Genomic DNA, 14,557 nt, shown 5'->3' with positions numbered 1-14,557 from the left:
ATCCGTAGCTCAGCTGGATAGAGTACTCGGCTACGAACCGAGCGGTCGGAGGTTCGAATCCTCCCGGATGCACCATCTTCTCCGTTATAACAGTTACGCTGTTGTTTCATGGTCTGCGAAATCGTCGCAAGCACCAGGGAGGATAACGTTGCTTCAGCAACGGCCCGTAGGGCGAGGCGCAGCCGAGTAATCCTCCCGGATGCACCATCTTCTTCTCCACCATCTTCTCCTGAATACCTCCATTACCTCTCTACCCTGAACAATCCTCATTTCTCTGTCAGCGACAAAATCAGTCAATTACGATAAAGTAACATCTGGTCATTTGGTTTGTGAGAACACGATGTACGAACGTTATGCGGGTTTGATTTTTGATATGGATGGCACCATCCTGGATACCGAGCCGACGCACCGTAAGGCGTGGGACGAGGTATTAGGGCGCTATGGTCTTCGCTTTGATCTGCAAGCGATGGTGGCGCTTAACGGTTCTCCAACCTGGCGTATCGCGCAGTCGATTATCGAACTGAATCACGCGGATCTTGACCCTCATGCGCTGGCGCAAGAAAAAACTGATGCAGTGAAAAGCATGTTGCTGGATAGCGTAGAGCCTCTGCCGCTGGTTGAGGTGGTCAAAGCCTGGTATGGCCGTCGACCTCTGTCGGTGGGAACGGGTAGCGAAAGCGCAATTGCCGAAGCGCTATTGACCCATCTGGGGCTGCGTCGTTATTTTGATGCGGTTGTCGCTGCGGATCATGTTCTGCACCACAAACCCGCGCCGGATACGTTCCTGCTGTGTGCGGAGCGTATGGGCGTTGTGCCGACGCAATGCGTCGTGTTTGAGGATGCGGATTTCGGCTTGCAGGCAGCACGCGCGGCGGGAATGGATGCCGTGGACGTTCGACTATTGTGAGTGACGGGCTGTCGCTCCTGTCACTGTTTGCCAGCAGTTTTCTCAGCGCCACGCTGTTGCCCGGTAATTCCGAAGTTGTTTTAGTTGCCATGTTAGTCTCCGGGGTAAGTCATCCCTGGGTCTTAGTCTTAACAGCAACAATGGGTAATAGCCTTGGAGGGTTAACTAACGTTATCCTTGGGCGTTTTTTTCCGTTGCGCAAAACATCGCGCTGGCAGGAAAAAGCCACTGGCTGGCTTAAGCGCTACGGTGCAGTCACACTATTATTAAGCTGGGCGCCGGTTATCGGTGATTTGCTGTGCCTGTTAGCGGGATGGATGCGCATCTCGTGGGGGCCAGTGCTCTTTTTTTTATGCCTTGGTAAAGCGTTGCGTTACGTTATCGTCGCAACCGCTACGGTTCAGGGCATTATGTGGTGGCACTAATTGTGGGATAGACATTTACCGTCACCATTACAATTATGCTAATTAAAACGATTTTGACAGGCGGGAGGTCAATTTGATCCCGGACGTATCACAGGCTCTGACCTGGCTGGAAAGGCATCCTCAGGCACTAAAGGGGATTCAACGCGGGCTGGAGCGCGAAACGCTGCGTGTTAACGCTGATGGCACGCTGGCAACCACAGGTCATCCTGACGCGTTAGGCTCGGCGCTGACGCACAAATGGGTCACGACAGATTTTGCTGAAGCCCTGCTGGAGTTTATTACCCCGGTAGACGGCGATATTCAGCATATGCTCACATTGATGCGCGATCTGCATCGCTATACGGCCAGAAATTTGGGTGATGAGCGGATGTGGCCGCTGAGTATGCCTTGCTATATTGCTGAAGGGCAGGATATTGAGCTGGCGCAGTACGGTACGTCAAATATTGGTCGTTTGAAAACGCTTTACCGGGAAGGGTTGAAAAACCGTTACGGCGCGTTGATGCAAACCATCTCCGGCGTACACTACAATTTTTCGCTGCCGATGGCATTCTGGCAGGCGAAGTGTGGCGTCGTGGACGGGGAAGATGCGAAAGAGAAAATTTCCGCAGGCTATTTCCGCCTGATCCGTAACTATTACCGTTTTGGGTGGGTCATTCCGTATCTGTTTGGCGCCTCTCCGGCTATTTGTTCCTCATTCTTGCAGGGCAAACCCACCACGCTGCCGTTTGAAAAAACGGACTGCGGTATGTACTACCTGCCGTATGCAACGTCGCTGCGTTTGAGCGACCTGGGTTATACCAATAAGTCGCAAAGCAATCTTGGAATTACGTTTAACGATCTGCATGAATATGTGGCAGGATTGAAGCGCGCGATCAAAACGCCGTCCACGGAGTATGCGGAGATCGGTCTGGAGAAGGACGGTAAACGCCTGCAAATCAACAGCAACGTGCTACAGATTGAGAACGAGCTGTATGCGCCGATCCGCCCTAAACGCGTGACGCGTAGCGGAGAAACGCCGTCAGATGCGCTTCTGCGCGGCGGGATTGAATATATCGAAGTGCGTTCGCTGGATATTAACCCGTTCTCGCCTATTGGCGTGGACGAGCAGCAGGTGCGTTTCCTGGATCTGTTTATGGTCTGGTGCGTACTGGCCGATGCGCCGGAAATGAGCAGCGACGAGCTGCTGTGCACGCGCACGAACTGGAATCGGGTGATTCTGGAAGGGCGTAAACCAGGGCTGACGTTAGGGATTGGCTGTGAAACCGCGCAGTTCCCGCTGCCGAAAGTGGGTAAAGATCTGTTCCGCGACCTGAAACGTGTGGCGCAAACGCTGGACAGCATCCACGGGGGAGAGGATTATCAGAAGGTATGTGATGAACTGGTTGCCTGTTTCGACAACCCGGAACTGACGTTCTCAGCGCGTATTCTGCGCTCGATGATTGATACCGGGATTGGCGGCACCGGCAAAGCGCTGGGCGAGGCTTATCGCAATCTGCTGCGCGAAGAACCGCTGGAGATTTTGCGTGAAGAGGACTTCATTGCTGAGCGTGAGGCGTCAACGCGTCGTCAGCTTGAGGTTGAAGCGGCGGATACCGAACCGTTTGATGCGTGGCTGGAAAAGCACGCCTGACAGAAAAGAAAAAGGCCACTCGTGAGTGGCCAAAATTTCATCTCTGAAAACAGGGATGATGATAACAAATGCGCGTCTTTCACATACTCAGACTCGCCCCGGAACGAAGAGTTCAGTTTATTTTAAAAAATATTATCGGAGGTGGCTAAATGCCGTTGTTAGATAGCTTCACAGTCGATCATACCCGGATGGAAGCACCAGCAGTCCGGGTCGCGAAAACGATGAACACCCCGCATGGCGATACCATTACCGTGTTTGACCTGCGTTTCTGCATCCCGAATAAAGAAGTGATGCCTGAGAAGGGTATCCATACGCTGGAGCACCTGTTCGCTGGCTTTATGCGTAATCATCTGAATGGCAACGGCGTTGAGATTATCGATATCTCCCCGATGGGCTGCCGTACCGGTTTCTACATGAGCCTGATCGGTACGCCTGACGAACAACGTGTGGCGGACGCCTGGAAAGCCGCGATGGCTGACGTGCTGAAAGTGAAGGAGCAGAATCAGATCCCGGAGCTGAACGTTTATCAGTGCGGTACGTATCAGATGCACTCTCTGAGCGAAGCGCAGGATATTGCACGTCATATTCTGGAACACGACGTTCGCATCAACAGCAACGAAGAGCTGGCCCTGCCGAAAGATAAATTGCAGGAACTGCATATCTAGTCGAATGCAATACCCGGTGGCGCGATGCTTACCGGGCCTACAACGTGTGCGTTCTGTAGGCCGGATAAGGCGCCGCCGCCATCCGGCAAAAAAAAGCCAGTTCATCATGAACTGGCTTTTTTATTAATGCGCGCCTCCACCGCCGCCGCCCGCACCGAAAGGTGGTTTGGCGAACCAGACCAGCCCAAGCAGCACGAGGAAGATCCCGGCCGACATCCAGAAGATCTCATTGGCGGAAATAATCAGCCCCTGATTGGTAATCTGCTGGGCGATCCAGCCTGACGCCTGCTGCTGCGTCATCCCCAGCCCCTGTAGCTGATCGTACATCGCCTGGGCATTGGGGTTGTACGGATTCACCGACTCGGTCAATTGCGAATGGTGCATCGCTTCACGGTTGGTCCACATGGTGGTAGTGATTGATGTGCCAATTGACCCCGCCAGCGTTCGCGTAAAGTTAGACAGACTCGACGCCGCCGCCAGACGTTCAGGCGGCAAGCCGGAGAGCGTGATGGTGGTGAGCGGCATAAAGAAGCAGGCTACGGCGAAGCCCTGAATAAACTGCGGCCAGGCCGATGCGCCGAAATCCATACCCGGTTCAAACGTCCACGCACGCCAGTAAAAGCAGACGGCATACATGATAAAGCTGAACGTGACCAGCCTGCGCATATCCAGCTTGTGGGCGAAACGTCCGATAATCGGCGACAGGATCACCGGGATTACCCCGACCGGCGCTGAGGCCAGGCCGGCCCACGTCGCGGTATAGCCGTATACCTCCTGCAACAGCTGCGGTAACAACACAATCGCGCCGAAATAGAGCATATAGGCGAGACTGATACACAAACAGCCAATCGTGAAGTTACGCGACTTGAACAAGGAGAGGTCAACGATTGGGTTATCGTCGGTCAGCTCCCAGACAATCAGGAAACTGATGGCAATGACGGCGACCACGGTCAGGATGATAATCTCTTGCGAGGCGAACCAGTCCAGCTCTTTCCCGCGGTCAAGCATGATCTGTAGACTGCCGATACCAATCACCAGCAGCGCCAGGCCGATAGCGTCGATACGTCGCTGCTCGGTGCGGGTCTCGCGACCGCGCAGGGTTTGCAGCGTCATCAGCACGACCGCAACCCCAATCGGCACGTTGATGAAGAAAATCCAGCCCCAGTGATAGTTATCGCTGATGTAGCCGCCCAGTATCGGGCCGCAGATCGGCGCGACAATCACCGTCATTGACCATAGCGCCAGCGCGATAGAACGTTTTGCGGGAGGATAGTTATTCAGCAACAGGCTCTGTGAGAGCGGGATTAACGGCCCTGCGACGACACCCTGAACCACGCGGAAGAAGATCAGCATGTTCAGACTGTTGGAGACCCCGCACGCCCATGACGCAATGGCAAAGGCGACGGTTGACCACATGAACAGCTTCACTTCCCCGACGCGTTTCGCCAGCCAGCCGGTAATCGGGATGGAGATCGCGTTCGCCACCCCGAATGAGGTGATAACCCATGTCCCCTGGCTCAACGATGAGCCAAGGTTCCCGGCGATGGTGGGGATCGCCACGTTAGCAATGGTGGAGTCCAGCACCTGCATGAATGTCGCCAGCGACAGCGCAATCGTCATAATGACCAGCTGCGCGCCTTCCAGCGGTTTTTGCTGTTGCATTACACGCACCTCAGGATTATCCCGCGTTGGCCTGCACAATCTCTTCGATCAGCTTATTGACCGGAGCAAGATTAATTTCTCGTGCGTTACTCTCAGAAACCGGGGTACTACGAACCTGGCTTGCCAGCACCTGTCCGTCGCGGTTCGACGTATCCACGGTGACGAGGGTTGATAAGCCGATACGCAGCGGATGCTGCGCCAGTTGCTGCGCATCCAGTTCAATACGTACAGGCAAGCGCTGCACGACCTTGATCCAGTTGCCGGTCGCGTTTTGCGCCGGAAGCAGGGAGAAGGCGCTGCCTGTCCCCATATCCAGGCCGACAACCTTACCGGTGTATTTCACGTCATCGCCGTAAATATCGCTGATGACCGTTGCCGGTTGGCCGATACGCATATGGGCGAGCTGCGTCTCTTTGAAGTTTGCGTCCACCCACAGGTTGGTGGCAGGCACGACCGCCATCAGCGGCGTGGTCGGGCTAATCTGTGCGCCAGGCTGTACGGCGCGGCGGGAGACGTAGCCGGTCATCGGGCTGACGATTTTGGTACGCTCCAGCGCCAGCCAGGCGTTGCGCACTTCCGTGGCCGCCTGTTGCACGGCAGGCTGATCTTCCAGCTTGCTGCCGAGGATCATCGCCTGGTTTGCGTTATATTGTTGAATTGCCACATCCAGCTGCGCCTGCGCGCTGGCGACGGCATCACGCGCGTGTTGCAGCTCTTCGCGACCGATCAGGTTCGCATTGCCCAGCGGCACGCGACGATTAAAGTCGCTTTGCGCCTGCGCCAGTGCGGTTTTCTGCACTTCAATGCTGGCCTGGAGCTGCTTGCTATTGATCATCAACTGGTGCGTCTGGCGAACGCTGGAGGCCAGCGCCGTTTTCGCTTTTTCGAATGCCTGTCTGGCATCCGTCTGGTCGAGCGTGACCAGCACGTCGCCCTGTTTTACAAAGTCAGTGTTATCAGCCCAGACTTTCGTCACGCTGCCTGATACCTGCGCCATGATTTGAACCTGGTTCCCTGCCACGTACGCATCATCCGTCTCTTCGATATGACGCAGTACTAAAAACCAATAAATCCCATATGCCACGGCAATTGCGATAAAGAGCAAGGTTAAAAGGATTAGCGCGCTTTTACGTTTGCCATTCTTCTTAACCGGTTGCTGCGGGGTTTGAGTCTCCGCATTTGCGCTCATGTTGTTCTCCACGATCTTATTTTTCATATCGGCTGGGCCGACGTTTTTGTCAGAAAGGCCAGCAGTATGACGTGCTGGCCTGTCAGTTTTTTCTTTTATAAATCTGGATGATTGAGCGTGTCGACGCGTTAGCGTAGCGCCTCAAGAACGGCGCCATCCTGATCCATCTGATCGAGACGCGTCAGGAGCTTACGAGTGATGTGCTCAAGTTGATCTTTTTCGGCGGTGCTGAGAGAGGACCATAGCTGGTGCAGGCAGTGATGCTGAGGCGGTAACACCTCGCGCAAAAACGCGTGACCTTTCTCAGTCAGTTGCAGATGCAGGCAGCGACGGTCGTTATCGCTTTCACGACGTTCGATCCAGCCGCGTTTCTCTAATTCATCTGCGATACGTGTTGCGTTGGTACGGGACGAGCCCAGCGCGCAACTCAGTTCAGATGGCTGAATACTGTGGTTTTCCTGAGACTCCAGCGTAATCAACGCCATAAACAACGTCTCGTTAATCCCTTGAGCTTTCAGCATCTTATTGCGGTTTTCCAGCAGTTTGCCTTGCATATGCATGCAAAGGCGGGTCAGAAGGATCTCCTGGTAAGGAAACTCTTCGTGGCGGCTGGCGCGAAATTTTAGCATTTGTTCAATGGGCGTAAACGAACTATCCATTTGGGCATGACCTCATTAATTTCAGCCGATATAGTAACGACAGTGACAAATAAAGTAAATGTATTATTAATTTAAAATGATTCTTTTGGGTTATAAAATGACCCCTATCTTCCAGGCGAGTCCATAGCCCAGAGCGCTCAGTAGCGTTGGGATGATGATGCTGCGCGTCTTGTAGAAACTGACGCCCAGGACGGCAAACCCGACCAGCGTCGGAATGAACCGGCTGGCGTCGTGCATCACTTCGGGAGCCGTAGACACCACCAGCAGGGCGCAGATGGACGCGATGCCAATGGTGTCGAGCAACACGCCCGTTGCCCCGCGCCTGGCGGGGCGGGTGTTTCCCATTCGCAGACGAAGCGGTAAATAACGAAAACAATAATTGGCGCAGCCGACCAGCAGCCCCAGCAGCAAAACCTCATAACTCATCGGGCGCTCCTTGCCAGAACGACTGGATCAAGGCGGTCAGACACCCGCTGGCGATACCCGCCAGGATAGCCGCAGGAATGGAAAATAGCGTGACGCCTGCCAGCGCGCCGATTAACGCCGCCGTGACGCACAGCGTTTGTTTACGTTGAAAAGAGGCGAGCAAAAAGCTCATAAACAGGGCTGGCAGCATAAAACCTAATGCCGCCTCAACGGCGGGGAAGCCTTTCAGCAATCCGCTCCCGGAAAATGCGCCAATGACCGTGCCGAGCACCCAGGAGGCCCAGGAGCAGAACGCGATGCCGATCATCCAGTTTTCACTCCAGCGGCGGTTATCCCGCACCAGTTTGGCCGTGGCGGCAGCAAACACTTCATCGGTGAGACCAAATGCCCACAGGGCGGTTTTAGGTTTACTGAGCCGTTGACTGATGCGACTACGCAGGGAAGGGCCGTACAGCACATGGCGCACGTCCATCGCCATCACGGTCAACGCGGCGACCCATAATGTGCTGCCCGCCGCGAGCATGGTGGTGATGACGAACTGGCTGGCGCCTGCGTAAATAATGCAGGAGAAAAAAACGCTTTCGAGGGGAGTAAAGCCCAGACGGGTGGCGTTAAGGCCAAACGCAAACGCCACCGGAATATAACTTATGACTATCGGTAAACTGTCTTTGAATCCTTCCGTTAATGTTGCCGGACGGGGCTCAGACTGGGGTGCAGGGCTTTCCATAAGATTATCTGATTCGTCACCGATGTTAAAATAACCAGCATAAATGAATCATATAACCTTAACAGAGTGGGGGACGCCTTAACACCCTAGGGAGCTCAATCAAAGGTAAACGCTTGCCATCTGCTTAATTTGCGGCTTCTTGTCGGTGAAAACCTCGCCACCAGACCAGCAGATTGAGCGCGGCGACGGTGGTACCGGCCAGACAAACGCCGGCCCAGCCGGCATGCTGCCAGGCCGATGCCGAAATCAACGAACCGGCGGCGCCGCCGATAAAGTAGCTGGTCATATACCCGGCGGTGAGCCGGTTACGCGCATCCGGGTGGACGCGGTAAATCACCGTCTGATTGGTGATATGTACGCCCTGCACGGTGAGATCCAGCACCAGGATGCCAATAATCAGCGCCAGCACGGAGCTGTGTCCGTACCAGATAGCCAGCCAGGAGAGCAACAGCAACAGCAGGCCGAAAGTCGTGGTGAGATGGGACTTCCCTTTATCGGCAAAACCGCCCGCCGGACGTGCGCCCAGCGCGCCAGCGGCTCCCGCCAGACCAAACAGCCCAATCATCCCTTCGGAATAGTTAAACGGCGGCGCGGCCAGTAAAAAGGCCATCGATGTCCAGAGAATGCTGAAGTTGGCGAACGTCAGGCAGCCTAACAACGCGCGGGTGCGCAGGAGGCCGTCGTGGATAAACAGGCTGAACACGGAACCCAATAGCTGCGGATAGTTAAGATGCGTTTCTGATTTCACCTTTGGTAAACCGCGCCACAGCGCGACGGCCATCAGCGCCATCAGCACAGAAGCGACCCAGAAGACGGTGCGCCAGCCGCCAAGATTCGCCAGCAATCCGGCAACGGTACGCGCCAGTAAAATCCCCAGCAGCAGGCCGCTCATGATGGTGCCGACCACTTTGCCGCGCTTATCCGGCGTGGCGAGCGTCGCCGCCAGCGGCACCAGGATTTGCGCCACGACGGAGAACAGCCCGGTGAGCGCCGTGCCGAGAATCATCATGCCGAGCGACTGACTGCTGGCGGTAATCAGCATGCCGCCTGCGGCCAGCAGCGTCATGGAGACGATGAGCGTCCGGCGTTCGAACATATCGCCCAGCGGCACCAGAAAGAGCAATCCGGCGGCATAGCCCAACTGAGCGGCGGTAACGATAAAGCCCGCCGAGCTGGCGGAAAGCGAGAAATTGTTTGCGATAGTATCGAGCAGCGGCTGGGCGTAATAGTTACTGGCGACGGCCAGACCGGTTGCCACGGACATTAAAACAATCAGCGCCGGGCTAAGCCCGTGAGTGGATTTGGTCATTATTTTGAGTCAGATATGATTTCCTGGGGTATCAATCATAGCGGATGTTTATGAATGTGAGTGGTTTGTTGAGTGATGGATTGTGCGGTTGGGGGAGGGCGTATAGGCCGGATAAGGCGCATCGCGCCACCATCCGGCATTGGTGTGGTTACTGCGCCTGATGGCGCGCAGCTTTAAGGCCGACGAGTGGGTTATTTCTGCGCGGCCAGCGCTTCTTTTACCCAGCCGTCAAACTGCTGCTGGTGGGCTTTGATCCAGCCGTCAACGTGACCCTGAACATCAGCCTCGGACGATTTGCCTTCATGCATCATCGCGTTCTGCGCGTTGATATCCGCCAGCGGTACCTTCATGATGGCGAACAGCTTCGCCGCCGCCGGGTTTTTCTCTGCCCAGGCTTTGTTGGCGACAATGTGCATGGTGTTCACCGGGAAGCCATAGTTCGCGCCGTTCGGCAGTTTGGTATCAATGTCTTTCTGCTCGCCCGGCAGGGAAGAGAACGGCACCTGTAACCAGACAACATCTTTACCCGGCTTCATCACGTCGCTCACCCAGTACGGCGTCCAGGTGTAGTACAGAATCGGCTTGCCTTCTTTGAAGCGGGTGATGGTGTCGGCCATCATCGCGGCATAGTTACCGTGGCTGACGTCGACGGTTTTTTCCAGATCGAACGCTTTGTTCTGGTGGTTAATTACCGCTTCACAACCCCAGCCAGGCGAACAACCCATCATGTCAGCTTTGCCGTCGCCGTTGGTATCAAAGATTTTGGCGATTTTCGGGTCTTTCAACTGGGCGAGGTTAGTGATCTTGTACTGCTCAGCGGTTTTCTTGTCGATCAGATAACCCTGCGCGGCGCCCGTCACAAATACCCCCTCGCGATAGAACTTTTTGTCTCCGCCCGCAGCGGCGTACATATCATCATGCAGCGGCTGCCAGTTCACGGCGGTAAAAGTTGCATCGCCAGAGGCAATGGAGGTGTAACCGACGTTGTAATCAACTTCGCTTGGCTTATTAACGGTATAACCCAGTTTCTCCAGCGCGCGGCTGACCAGCAGCGTCTGGAAGGTTTCTTCGGTGATGGTACTCTGCACCGGCTGTACGGTAACGCCTTTGCCCGGCAGGTCGGCAGCGAATGCGCTGGTAGAGACAAGGGTGGCAAACGCTGTGGCAAATAGAATGTTATGTCGCATCGTTGTTCCTTATTACACTTCATCTTTCAAGCTGCCTCTTTGTTGGCTGCACTCATGCACCCCGGTCACGTACTGCGTGTTCGCTCCTGGGGATACATTCGTTTGCCGCCGCGATGCAACTTGAACGATTTTGTGTAAGCTAATGAATTGTAGACCCGGTAAGCAATGCGCCACCGGGCAACGGGTGAATTACTTAACGAAAGGGCGAGTGATAAGCCCAACGGGACCGGTGGTATACCAGCGGCGGTTGCCACGGCTGCGCGAGTCGCGACCAACGGCCTGGGTCAGGCGGTCCAGAATGATAGCGAGGATCACAATACCGACCCCGCCGACGGTCGCCAGCCCCATGTCGAGGCGGCCAATACCACGCAGCACCATCTGACCAAGCCCGCCGACGGCAATCATAGAGGCGATCACTACCATGGAGAGGGCAAGCATGAGCGTCTGGTTAACACCCGCCATAATGGTGGGCATGGCCAGCGGTAGCTGTACTTTAAACAGCATCTGACGCGGACTAGCGCCAAATGAGCGTGAAGCTTCGATCAAATCCGCCGGAACCTGGTTAATCCCCAGAATGGTCAGACGCACAATCGGCGGCAGGGCAAAGATAATGGTCACTACCACCCCCGGCACGTTACCGATACCGAACAGCATCACGATCGGCACCAGATAGACGAACGCAGGCGTTGTTTGCATCGCATCCAGCAGCGGGCGGACAATCTTCGCCGCACGCGGACTGCGCGCCAGCCATATCCCCAGCGGCAAACCGATGACCACGCAGAACAGCAGGGCAGTCAGGACCAGCGCCAGGGTAATCATCGCCTGTGACCAGGCGCCAATCGCGCCGATGGCAATCAGGGACACCAGCGTGGCGGCCCCCATCCCCAAACCGGAGATCTGCCAGGCGATCAGTGCGAAAATGATAATTGCCACCGGAGCTGGCATACCCAGCAACAGCTGCTGGAAGCCATTGAGAATGTAATCCACCGGTACACGGATGCCCTGGAAAACGGGGCGGAAATGCGTAACGACCCAGTCGATCCCTTCAGTGACCCAGCTGTCCAGCGGGATCAGCGTCTTATGGAACGGGTCCATAATATTAAAATGTTCTGGCGCAGGCGCGGGCGCGCTGGTCAGCCAGTCTGCGCCGCCGCCATCGGCAGGCGCGCCCGAAGGCGTTCCCCAGGCGTCGGCGGATTGCGCGGCGCTATCCGCCGCTGGCGCGGTATCCCACGGATTAGTTTGTTCAGCCATTGTTTGCCCCCTCGCGATCTAAAGCCTGTAGCAGCATGCGTTTTGAAATAATGCCGACATACTGTTGTTCCTCGTCGACAACCGGCACCGCACAAGGCGCCTGGCCAACATGAGAGAGCAACTCGCTAAGAGGTGTTTGCGCATCCACCGCCAGTGACTCGTCAATAAGCGCTGCTTCAATACCTTGCGCCTGGCCTAATGCCGCTTTTAATGAGTCGATGGAAACAATGCCGACAAACTTATTACCGCGTTCAATCACATAACCAAATTCACGGTCTTCATCCTGCAATAATTTCAGTGCGGAACGCGGACCAAAACCTGGCGTTTTACGAATTAATCCCACCGGGCTGCGGCGGGCAATATCTTTGGCGCTGAACACCTGGCTAATATCGACCCCACGGAAGAAGGTGCGGACATAATCATTCGCCGGGTTATTCAGAATTTCATCTGGCGTTCCCACCTGAACGACTTCGCCGTTTTGCATAATGGCAATACGATCGCCAATACGCATCGCTTCATCGAGATCGTGGGAAATAAAAACGACGGTACGCTGATGTTTTGCCTGTAGTTTTACCAGCTCATCCTGCATCTCGGTACGAATTAAGGGATCGAGCGCCGAGAAGGCCTCATCCATTAACAGAATGTCAGGGTTGATCGCTAATGCGCGGGCCAGACCGACACGCTGACGCATACCGCCGGAGAGTTCATCCGGGTAGCCGTGCGCATAATTCTCCAGCCCCACCTGGCGTAAGGCATCCAGCGCTTTTTCACGGCGCTCTTCAGCGGCAACGCCGGCTAATTCCATGCCGAATGCCGTATTATCCAGTACGGTCATGTGCGGCATTAATGCAAATGACTGGAAAACCATCGCAATTTTCTTTCTGCGCACCTCGCGAAGTTCGGCGTCAGATATTTTTGCAATATCAACGCCGTCGATAAGCACTTGCCCGCGGGTGGGTTCAATCAGGCGATTGAGAAGGCGTACCATTGTGGATTTACCCGAACCGGATAATCCCATGATGACAAAAATCTCGCCTTCTTCAATGGCCAGACTGGCGTCTTTAACGCCAAGCGATAGCCCTGTTTTATCCAGAATTTGCTCTTTCGAAAGTCCTTTTTCAATATATTTGAAAGCTCGCTGCGGATGCTCACCAAATATCTTATAGAGATTCTTAACTTCTAATTTAATTGCCATGCAATAGAAAGATTCCTGTTATTTATTATGTCAATACGATACCTGATAGAAATAGTCACCTTTTTCTACCCTAACATACTGAGAATCTGAGACAACCCTGAATTTCCCTCAGACACAAATATTGCCGGAGGCCATTTGCCGGGATTTCCCATGATATAAGGGCTGAGCGGGAGTGGGGGGAGAGCGATATTTTTTGTAACGACCACCGAAAATGCGCCTGAATTGCTGAAATTCAGGCGAATAATGTGGCAGATATTGAGTGTAGATCACACAGAAATAATTGTGTGATAAAAACGTGATCCCGTTAAAATATTATCGCGGAAGTGTGATCGATATTTACCGCGATAATCGCCGTCAAAAATTCCAGTCTTCATCTTCGGTTTCAATGGCTTTTCCCATCACATAGGAGGAGCCTGAACCGGAGAAGAAATCATGGTTTTCATCCGCATTCGGTGACAGCGCAGCAAGTATGGCAGGATTGACCTCCGCCATTTCTGCGGGGAATAACGCTTCGTAGCCCAGGTTCATCAACGCTTTATTGGCGTTGTAACAGAGAAAGGCGTTAACGTCTGCCACCCAACCGGTTTCGGCATACAGTTCTTCCGTATAGCGAGACTCGTTGTCATACAGCTCCATCAGCAAATCAAGGGCGAAATGCTTCAATTCGTCGCGTTCAGATTCCGACAGTTTCTCCAGCCCTTTTTGGTATTTATAGCCGATGTAATACCCATGTACCGCTTCGTCACGAATAATCAGACGAATCAGGTCGGCGGTGTTGGTCAGCTTGCCCCGGCTGGAAAAATACATTGGCAGCCAGAAGCCGGAATAGAACAGGAAAGATTCCAGGAATACGCTGGCGATTTTCTTTTTCAGCGGATTGTCGGCGGTGTAATGTTGCAGGATAATCTGCGCCTTGCGTTGCAGCGGCGCATTTTCCTCACTCCAGGCATAGGCCGCGTCTACGTCTTTCGTCTGGCAAAGCGTAGAGAATATCGAGCTGTACGAGCGGGCATGTACCGCTTCCATAAAGCTGATGTTTGACAGCACCGCCTCTTCATGCGGCGTCAGCGCGTCCTGCATCAACGCGGGGGCCCCGGCGATATTCTGAATGGTGTCGAGCAGCGTTAATCCGGTAAACACGCGGATGGTAAGCTGCTGCTCGGCGGCGCTCAGCGTCTGCCAGGCGGGGATGTCATTGGAAAGCGGCACCTTTTCCGGCAGCCAGAAGTTGCTGGTCAGGCGGTTCCACACTTCCAGGTCTTTATCATCCTGAATCTTGTTCCAGTTGATGGCGCTCACGCGTGATAGTTTCATCCTGCTCT

14 protein-coding genes are annotated in these 14,557 nt (G+C 54.5%); 4 read left to right on the top strand and 10 right to left on the bottom strand.

The window, feature by feature from the left end; translation table 11 throughout:
* Positions 1-340 precede the first annotated feature (340 nt).
* The 4 genes from yqaB to luxS all read left to right on the top strand — a co-directional run bounded on the left by yqaB (position 341) and on the right by luxS (position 3,627).
* Entirely contained in the window at positions 341-907 is a 567-nt protein-coding gene (gene yqaB, locus OGW17_RS17715; protein ID WP_012134803.1) for a fructose-1-phosphate/6-phosphogluconate phosphatase, read from the top strand.
* On the top strand, positions 904-1,332 hold the full coding sequence (locus tag OGW17_RS17710) for a YqaA family protein (protein ID WP_071257946.1): 429 nt from the start codon (positions 904-906) through the stop codon (positions 1,330-1,332). The genes yqaB and OGW17_RS17710 overlap by 4 nt, the downstream gene beginning before the upstream one ends.
* Positions 1,333-1,405: 73 nt before the next feature.
* A complete protein-coding gene (gshA, locus tag OGW17_RS17705) occupies positions 1,406-2,962 on the top strand; it encodes a glutamate--cysteine ligase (RefSeq protein ID WP_012134801.1) in 1,557 nt (518 codons plus the stop codon).
* Between the two features lie 149 nt (positions 2,963-3,111).
* The gene (luxS, locus tag OGW17_RS17700) at positions 3,112-3,627 is read left to right on the top strand and encodes an S-ribosylhomocysteine lyase (protein ID WP_012134800.1); all 516 of its coding nucleotides are present in this window, start codon (positions 3,112-3,114) and stop codon (positions 3,625-3,627) included.
* 123 nt (positions 3,628-3,750) lie between these two features.
* On the opposite strand, the gene emrB is transcribed toward luxS, so the two are convergent.
* From emrB to nrdF, 10 genes are all read right to left on the bottom strand, one after another.
* Positions 3,751-5,289 (bottom strand): multidrug efflux MFS transporter permease subunit EmrB, encoded by a 1,539-nt coding sequence (emrB, locus tag OGW17_RS17695; protein ID WP_012134799.1) that lies wholly within the window; start codon positions 5,287-5,289, stop codon positions 3,751-3,753.
* A gap of 16 nt (positions 5,290-5,305) precedes the next feature.
* Positions 5,306-6,478, bottom strand: a complete 1,173-nt coding sequence (gene emrA / locus OGW17_RS17690) for a multidrug efflux MFS transporter periplasmic adaptor subunit EmrA (protein ID WP_024130884.1) — start codon at positions 6,476-6,478, stop codon at positions 5,306-5,308.
* A 128-nt stretch (positions 6,479-6,606) separates the two neighbouring features.
* Positions 6,607-7,137 carry a transcriptional repressor MprA gene (gene mprA, locus OGW17_RS17685; protein ID WP_012134797.1) on the bottom strand — a complete coding sequence of 177 codons (531 nt, stop codon included), beginning with the start codon at positions 7,135-7,137 and terminating at the stop codon, positions 6,607-6,609.
* Between the two features lie 90 nt (positions 7,138-7,227).
* On the bottom strand, positions 7,228-7,563 hold the full coding sequence (gene ygaH / locus OGW17_RS17680; RefSeq protein WP_047461737.1) for an L-valine transporter subunit YgaH: 336 nt from the start codon (positions 7,561-7,563) through the stop codon (positions 7,228-7,230).
* Positions 7,553-8,290 (bottom strand): AzlC family ABC transporter permease, encoded by a 738-nt coding sequence (locus OGW17_RS17675; RefSeq protein WP_012134795.1) that lies wholly within the window; start codon positions 8,288-8,290, stop codon positions 7,553-7,555. Before OGW17_RS17675 ends, ygaH begins: the two co-directional genes overlap by 11 nt.
* Positions 8,291-8,414: 124 nt before the next feature.
* A complete protein-coding gene (locus OGW17_RS17670) occupies positions 8,415-9,599 on the bottom strand; it encodes an MFS transporter (protein ID WP_012134794.1) in 1,185 nt (394 codons plus the stop codon).
* Between the two features lie 191 nt (positions 9,600-9,790).
* Complete coding sequence (gene proX / locus OGW17_RS17665; protein WP_012134793.1) at positions 9,791-10,786, bottom strand: glycine betaine/L-proline ABC transporter substrate-binding protein ProX; 996 nt, start codon at positions 10,784-10,786, stop codon at positions 9,791-9,793.
* Between the two features lie 189 nt (positions 10,787-10,975).
* Positions 10,976-12,040: a glycine betaine/L-proline ABC transporter permease ProW gene (proW, locus tag OGW17_RS17660; protein WP_047461746.1), complete on the bottom strand. Its 1,065-nt coding sequence runs from the start codon at positions 12,038-12,040 to the stop codon at positions 10,976-10,978.
* The gene (gene proV, locus OGW17_RS17655) at positions 12,033-13,235 is read right to left on the bottom strand and encodes a glycine betaine/L-proline ABC transporter ATP-binding protein ProV (protein ID WP_071257949.1); all 1,203 of its coding nucleotides are present in this window, start codon (positions 13,233-13,235) and stop codon (positions 12,033-12,035) included. The genes proW and proV overlap by 8 nt, the downstream gene beginning before the upstream one ends.
* 354 nt (positions 13,236-13,589) lie before the next feature.
* The gene (gene nrdF / locus OGW17_RS17650; RefSeq protein ID WP_012134789.1) at positions 13,590-14,549 is read right to left on the bottom strand and encodes a class 1b ribonucleoside-diphosphate reductase subunit beta; all 960 of its coding nucleotides are present in this window, start codon (positions 14,547-14,549) and stop codon (positions 13,590-13,592) included.
* Positions 14,550-14,557 lie beyond the last annotated feature (8 nt).

Source organism: Citrobacter sp. CK181 (assembly GCF_030333595.1).
GTDB classification, from domain to species: Bacteria; Pseudomonadota; Gammaproteobacteria; order Enterobacterales; family Enterobacteriaceae; genus Citrobacter_B; species Citrobacter_B koseri.
The sequence above is the reverse complement of the archived record's forward strand: the minus strand, read 5'-3'. Positions and strand labels throughout refer to the sequence as shown.

What these genes read in the sequence shown, in the direction of transcription:
- yqaB (WP_012134803.1), top strand. Translation starts at nt 341, where the DNA reads ATGTACGAACGTTATGCGGGTTTGATTTTTGATATGGATGGCACCATC.
- luxS (WP_012134800.1), top strand. Translation starts at nt 3,112, where the DNA reads ATGCCGTTGTTAGATAGCTTCACAGTCGATCATACCCGGATGGAAGCA.
- emrB (WP_012134799.1), bottom strand. Translation starts at nt 5,289, where the DNA reads ATGCAACAGCAAAAACCGCTGGAAGGCGCGCAGCTGGTCATTATGACG.
- emrA (WP_024130884.1), bottom strand. Translation starts at nt 6,478, where the DNA reads ATGAGCGCAAATGCGGAGACTCAAACCCCGCAGCAACCGGTTAAGAAG.
- mprA (WP_012134797.1), bottom strand. Translation starts at nt 7,137, where the DNA reads ATGGATAGTTCGTTTACGCCCATTGAACAAATGCTAAAATTTCGCGCC.
- ygaH (WP_047461737.1), bottom strand. Translation starts at nt 7,563, where the DNA reads ATGAGTTATGAGGTTTTGCTGCTGGGGCTGCTGGTCGGCTGCGCCAAT.
- OGW17_RS17675 (WP_012134795.1), bottom strand. Translation starts at nt 8,290, where the DNA reads ATGGAAAGCCCTGCACCCCAGTCTGAGCCCCGTCCGGCAACATTAACG.
- OGW17_RS17670 (WP_012134794.1), bottom strand. Translation starts at nt 9,599, where the DNA reads ATGACCAAATCCACTCACGGGCTTAGCCCGGCGCTGATTGTTTTAATG.
- proX (WP_012134793.1), bottom strand. Translation starts at nt 10,786, where the DNA reads ATGCGACATAACATTCTATTTGCCACAGCGTTTGCCACCCTTGTCTCT.
- proW (WP_047461746.1), bottom strand. Translation starts at nt 12,040, where the DNA reads ATGGCTGAACAAACTAATCCGTGGGATACCGCGCCAGCGGCGGATAGC.
- proV (WP_071257949.1), bottom strand. Translation starts at nt 13,235, where the DNA reads ATGGCAATTAAATTAGAAGTTAAGAATCTCTATAAGATATTTGGTGAG.
- nrdF (WP_012134789.1), bottom strand. Translation starts at nt 14,549, where the DNA reads ATGAAACTATCACGCGTGAGCGCCATCAACTGGAACAAGATTCAGGAT.